At 32.1% G+C, this 5,675-nt stretch carries 7 protein-coding genes, 2 tRNA genes and 1 riboswitch; of the genes, 1 reads left to right on the top strand and 8 read right to left on the bottom strand.

Features of this window, described 5'->3' with window-relative positions; all coding sequences use genetic code 11:
• The 4 genes from RR539_RS02375 to RR539_RS02390 all read right to left on the bottom strand — a co-directional run.
• Positions 1-323: DegV family protein (locus RR539_RS02375; protein WP_332483394.1), on the bottom strand; the 323-nt coding region annotated here is incomplete at its 3' end.
• A gap of 18 nt (positions 324-341) precedes the next feature.
• Positions 342-809: a tRNA (cytidine(34)-2'-O)-methyltransferase gene (locus tag RR539_RS02380; RefSeq protein WP_332474457.1), complete on the bottom strand. Its 468-nt coding sequence runs from the start codon at positions 807-809 to the stop codon at positions 342-344.
• Between the two features lie 184 nt (positions 810-993).
• Positions 994-1,084, bottom strand: a tRNA-Ser gene (locus tag RR539_RS02385).
• 5 nt (positions 1,085-1,089) lie between these two features.
• Positions 1,090-1,164 (bottom strand) — tRNA-Glu (locus RR539_RS02390).
• 127 nt (positions 1,165-1,291) lie between these two features.
• Positions 1,292-1,392: riboswitch (TPP riboswitch) on the top strand.
• Positions 1,393-1,421: 29 nt separating this feature from the next.
• Here RR539_RS02390 and thiT point away from each other — a divergent pair.
• Entirely contained in the window at positions 1,422-2,087 is a 666-nt protein-coding gene (gene thiT / locus RR539_RS02395) for an energy-coupled thiamine transporter ThiT (protein WP_332474458.1), read from the top strand.
• Between the two features lie 36 nt (positions 2,088-2,123).
• Here thiT and RR539_RS02400 read toward each other — a convergent pair whose 3' ends face one another.
• From RR539_RS02400 to RR539_RS02415, 4 genes are all read right to left on the bottom strand, one after another.
• The gene (locus RR539_RS02400; RefSeq protein ID WP_332474459.1) at positions 2,124-3,056 is read right to left on the bottom strand and encodes a putative manganese transporter; all 933 of its coding nucleotides are present in this window, start codon (positions 3,054-3,056) and stop codon (positions 2,124-2,126) included.
• Between the two features lie 45 nt (positions 3,057-3,101).
• The gene (gene uvsE / locus RR539_RS02405) at positions 3,102-4,064 is read right to left on the bottom strand and encodes a UV DNA damage repair endonuclease UvsE (protein ID WP_332474460.1); all 963 of its coding nucleotides are present in this window, start codon (positions 4,062-4,064) and stop codon (positions 3,102-3,104) included.
• A 96-nt stretch (positions 4,065-4,160) separates the two neighbouring features.
• Complete coding sequence (locus RR539_RS02410) at positions 4,161-5,423, bottom strand: VanW family protein (RefSeq protein WP_332474461.1); 1,263 nt, start codon at positions 5,421-5,423, stop codon at positions 4,161-4,163.
• A gap of 2 nt (positions 5,424-5,425) precedes the next feature.
• The coding region (locus RR539_RS02415) for an endonuclease III domain-containing protein (protein WP_442878382.1) at positions 5,426-5,675 on the bottom strand (250 nt) is incomplete at its 5' end.

Raw genomic sequence — 5,675 nt, forward strand, 5'->3', positions numbered from 1 at the left:
TCCATCATATCTCTTGCAATACATGCTGATTGGTATGTACCACTTAATCCTGATGAAATGTGAATTGATATTATTTTATATCCTTCAGCAGTTAATTCTTCAAACTGGTCTAAAAAGCTCTTAGGATTAACCTGTGATGTTTTAGGAAGTTCCTCTCCCCTAGTTAACATTTCAAGTAGTATCTGTTCATCAATATCTATTCCATCTTTATAAACGGAACCTTCAAATTCTATAGTTAAAGGAAGAACCTTAATATTTTTCGAATTTATAAATTCTTCAGGAACTCCTGCGGTACTATCTGTAACTATAAATACCTTCTCCATAATTACCTCCACTATATATTATTTCATGTTAGGATACCCAATTTGTCTATAAGCCTCGTAAATAACAGCCGTTGCTGTATTAGCTAAATTAAGTGATCTAGTTGTTGTGTCTATCATAGGAACTCTTATATGCCTTCCTTCAAAGAGCTTTGCAACCTCATCTGGTACACCAGATGATTCACGGCCAAACATAATAAAATCTCCATCCTTATACTCAACATCACTATGAAACTTATTTGTTTTTGTAGTAGATAAGAAAACCCTTTTGTCCTGATGCATCTCATAAAATTCTTCAAAACTATCATAATAAGTAATGTTTACATCTTTCCAATAATCAAGTCCCGATCTTCTAAGCATTTTATCATCAACAGAAAACCCAAGAGGATGTATTAAATGAAGACTAGTCCCTGTTAAAAGACAAGTTCTTCCTATACTCCCTGTGTTATGTGGTATTTCTGGTTGATAAAGCACAATATTTAAACTCATTTTCGCCTCCAAAACTATGCCTTAACATATACAAATAATATATTAACATATTCTTTTATTTATGTAATTACTCTTTATATGATATTTACAAATATATTTTAAATTTGAACAATTAAATTCGTCAAATAGATTACATAAATAAAAAAGGGATTGTAAATACAATCCCTTTAGTGTGATATATAGTTGGCGGAGAAAGTGGGATTCGAACCCACGGTAGAGTCACCCCTACGCCGGTTTTCAAGACCGGTGCCTTAAACCAACTCGACCATCTCTCCATACTTGGTGACCCCTAGGGGAATCGAACCCCTGTTACCACCGTGAAAGGGTGGTGTCTTAACCGCTTGACCAAGGGGCCAACGTTGATCACTCATTTATACTATCACAGACATATTTTCATGTCAATAGCTTCATGTAATATTTTCAGAAATAACTTGTATTTAGTTAATTTTTGTAATACTATGTAATAAAATAAATAAACTAATACCGTATGCTAGGGGAGCGAAATGCTGAGAGGAAGGATACACCTTCGACCCTCTAACCTGATCTAGATAATACTAGCGAAGGGAAGCAGACGCTACCTCTTTATGCAATTCGGCAAAAGAGGAGGTCTTTATGACATTTTTTAATTACTTATCTCAGGTATTTAGTGAGTTTACTACTTCACTTTTAGAGATCAAACCATCATCTCTAGCTTTTGTTTTAACTATTTTAGCAATTTCTGTTGCTATTTATGTTATTGCAATTAAATCAAACAAGGACAAGTTTACACCTAAAATCTTAGTTAATGGAAGTCTTGCAGTTGCTATTGCATTTGTACTTTCTTATTTAAGAATATTTCACTTTGCACAGGGTGGCTCAATTACCCTTGCAAGTATGCTTCCACTAATGGTGTTTGCATACATATACGGAACTAAGTTTGGGGTTATTGCTGGATTTGTTTACTCTATTCTTCAATTAATACAGGATATGTTCATTGTACACCCTGCACAGTTATTACTTGACTATCCATTTGCATTTGCAGCTATTGGATTTGCAGGACTTTGTAGAAAATCACTTCCACTTGCAGTATTAATTGCTGGCTTTAGTAGATTCTTATTCCATTTTATGTCCGGGGCAATTTTCTTCGGGGAATATGCACCTGCAGGACAAAGTCCATTCCTATATTCATTAATAGTAAATGGAACAATTATTGGACTTGACACACTTATATGTTTTGTTGTAAGTTTAATTCCACCATTTAAAGGTGCTATTAATAAAATAAAAATTAATTTATCATAAATTTAAATGGCTGTTGATTAGATCAACAGCCATTTTTTAAGTTAAAATATCTACTAAATACAATAAACTTCCTGCTAGAAAACTTATTCCTAATAATAATATAGTAATCGAAATAGACTTTTTAATACTTTTACTTTCTTTATATAGGTAAACCAATCCAAGTCCTGCATTAGAGCACAGACCTGCAATTACAGAGGCAAAACTAATAACCCCTACTGAGTATAGCTGAACTATTCCAACAGATATTGCACAATTAGGAATAAGACCTATTATTGAAAATGCTAATATCTGCATTATTCCACCTGAAAATATACCTGATGATAATTTTTCTATTCCTATAAATTCCACTGCTACAGAAATTACTACCATAACTACATATATGTATAGCATTACCTTAATTGTTCTTTCTAGTGAGTGAACTAATACCTTCTTATAATTAATAGATTCTACTTCTGTACATAAATTCGCAACCTGTTCTGTTTCTCTAGTACATGCTATCTGAAGCTTCTTGTTCTTTTCACTTATAAACATATCAATAATATAACCTGCTGTTGCTGCAATTACTATTTTAAGGACTAAAAACGGTACTAATATTCCATATGATTTTGGCATTGATAAAAGTACTGGAATGGCCTCATCAGATGTTGCAAGAAAAATCGCCATCATTGTTCCAAGGCTTATCATTCTCTTTGAATAAAAAGCTACTGCCATAATAGAAAACCCGCACTGTGGTATTATTCCGATTAAAGCTCCTAGTATAGGTCCTAAAAAACCTGCTTTTTTAATAGAATTTTGAAGCTTACTTGAAAACTTATGCTCCATTAATTCTATTGCAATAAATGTAATTAATAATAATGGTATCATCGGTAATAAATCTAATAACGAATGTTCTAGTGTTGATAAAATTATATTCCCTTCACCATGTAAGTGCCCCTCATGTGCACCATGTGCATGACTAAATATGTCCACCTAATCTCCTCCTCATTGAAAATCCTTTTCAATTGTTAATAATTATTATTGTACTACAAAACTACCCCCAGATACAATTTTTATTTTTGGATCCACCTTAATTTCTTCCATTAAGTTAATTAAACTTAAATCTTTTTGCTTGGCTTCAATCATAACATCTATATCATTATTCCATTTTTCCTTAGCCAAAAATACAAATTTCAAAAATTCATCACTATTAATATAATCATGATGGGCCCTATAATCCTTCTCATTCTTTGGTGATGAAAAATGTACCTTAGGAGGAATTCCCTGCCCTTTCCACGTATTAAATATATCTACTAACATATCACCAATTTCTTCACCTGAATTATTACACCAATCATGATGAACATCAAGAACCATTGGTACTGAAATATTCCTACATACAGTTAATACATCTTTACTATTAAATATCTTATCATCATTCTCTAGTATTATTCTAGACTTTATTTCATCTGAAAGTCTATCAAAACCCTTATAAAACCTTTCAATAGATTCTGTTTTATTTCCATATCCACCACCTAAGTGAAGAACCATCTTTGAATCTTTTGAAAGTCCCATAAGGTTATACATCTTCATATGGTACTCTAAATCAAGAATAGAAGCTTCCAAAACGTCTTCCCTTTTGCTGTTTAAAAGAACAAAGTGATCTGGGTGTGCACTTATTCTTATTTCATGCTTTCGAATTGTGTCACCTAGTTTCATAAAAGCATCAGCCAAATCCTCTTCCCATTTCCAATCCCTTGCTGCCTCATGTGTTGCCAGTGGAATTATTTTAGAAGTTAACCTGTACACCTTTATTCCATATGCACTATTATACCTTATTACCCTAGTTATATTCTCAATATTTTTAAGTGCTAAATCCCTAAGTATTCCATGCCATAACTTTTTATCAAACTTAGATAATGACTTATATGTAATAGTCTTATTAACCGTTGCATCCTTTAAATTAAGGGCTATAGCAACATAACCTAAATTAATCTTCATAATCCACATCCTTTTTTATGATTATTAACAGTAAATTTAGGTATTATACAAATAAAAAAAGATAAGTGCTACCTTATCTTTTTAAATAATTCCGTTTTATCCTTTATAATGATCCTTTGATAATGTCTCATTTTTAATAAGGTTACCGTTTATGTCATATACCTTTCTATAACCCCTTGACTTAATTTGCGGCTTTCCACCCTTAGGGTCTGGAATAGTTTCATAAACTTCCTGTGAGAGAACAACCTTTCTTTCCGGAGACTTACTAGAACCAAACATATTCAGTGTTACGCTATTTCCTGAAACAACTCCTTGTATATATATAGGATAGTCTGTATTGTTTTTAAACTTTAAATCTATATAGTCCTCTGAAATTACTGCATCACGGCTAGGTGGAAGATATCCAACTTTTAAGCTGTGAGGTCTTCTTTCTACTATTTGTAGATTAGCAAGAAGTGCAGTGTTATATAATGTAGATGATACCTGACAAATACCTCCACCAAGTCCTGGTGTTAATGTTCCATTAACAATCGTTGGGGCTTCTTTATACCCATTAGACTTAATTCTAGGTCCTAATGTTTTATTTGTTGAAAAAGTTTCTCCTGGCATTATAACGGTTCCATTAATTGTTCTTGTTGCAAGCTTAATATTCCCAACTCTGTTTACATCTCCACCATTAAAGTTCGTAGAGAATCCTGCTATTTTTTTGTCTATACTAATTAAATCATTAGCAGTTACTTTTGGCTTATCAATTTCAACTGGTACAATTATTTTTTCATCCTTATCTTCAGGATTAACTGATTTTATAAGTTCTTTTTCAAGTTTAACTTGATCTACTCTCTTTCCCTGTTTTTCATTACTAATATTAAATGATGATCCATTATATGATATTGTAGCATCCTTAGCCTTTTCGTCTATCTTTCTAGCAATAATCTTTACATCTTCCTTAAGTCTTGAACTATCAGCTAAAAACTTAAGTTCTATATTATGTGGTTTATTTTTAAGTGTTAATCTTGTAAAAAATTTTGTAAAAGCATTACCCTCTTTGCCATAGTTCAGTGCTTCTTTAACTGCTAAATCTATATCATAGTGGGCATTTAGTGATTTATAATCAATATCATAGGAAAAATCATTATATGATATATCTATAATCTTATTTTCTACTTTGTTATTATATTTTTTTTGGAGCATATCACTAGCTTCCTTACTTGAAAGCTCCCCTACCTGTGTACCATTAATAGTAACTCCATCATAAATCTTATCATTAGGGGTTAAACTGTCATCTACTAGTATTCCAATAGGTATACTTATAATTGCTATAGCTAGTACAACTATTAAAATCTTAATCTTTTTAGTCAACTTTACCCCTCCTTAGTTATTCCTTCTAAATTAAACCTACACTCATCTTTTAAAACACATATATTACATTTAGGATTTCTAGCACTACAGACCTTACGCCCATGCCATATTATATAGTGGTGCATGTTCGACCATGTATTTTGAGGCAAAACGCTCATAAGCTGTTTTTCCACCTCATCTACATTTTTGCCGTCAGTTAACCCTATTCTATTTGAAACCCTAAAAACATGGGTATCAACAGCAATAGCATCA

The organism is Clostridium sp. (assembly GCF_036639235.1).
Lineage (GTDB): Bacteria > Bacillota > Clostridia > Clostridiales > Caloramatoraceae > Clostridium_AB.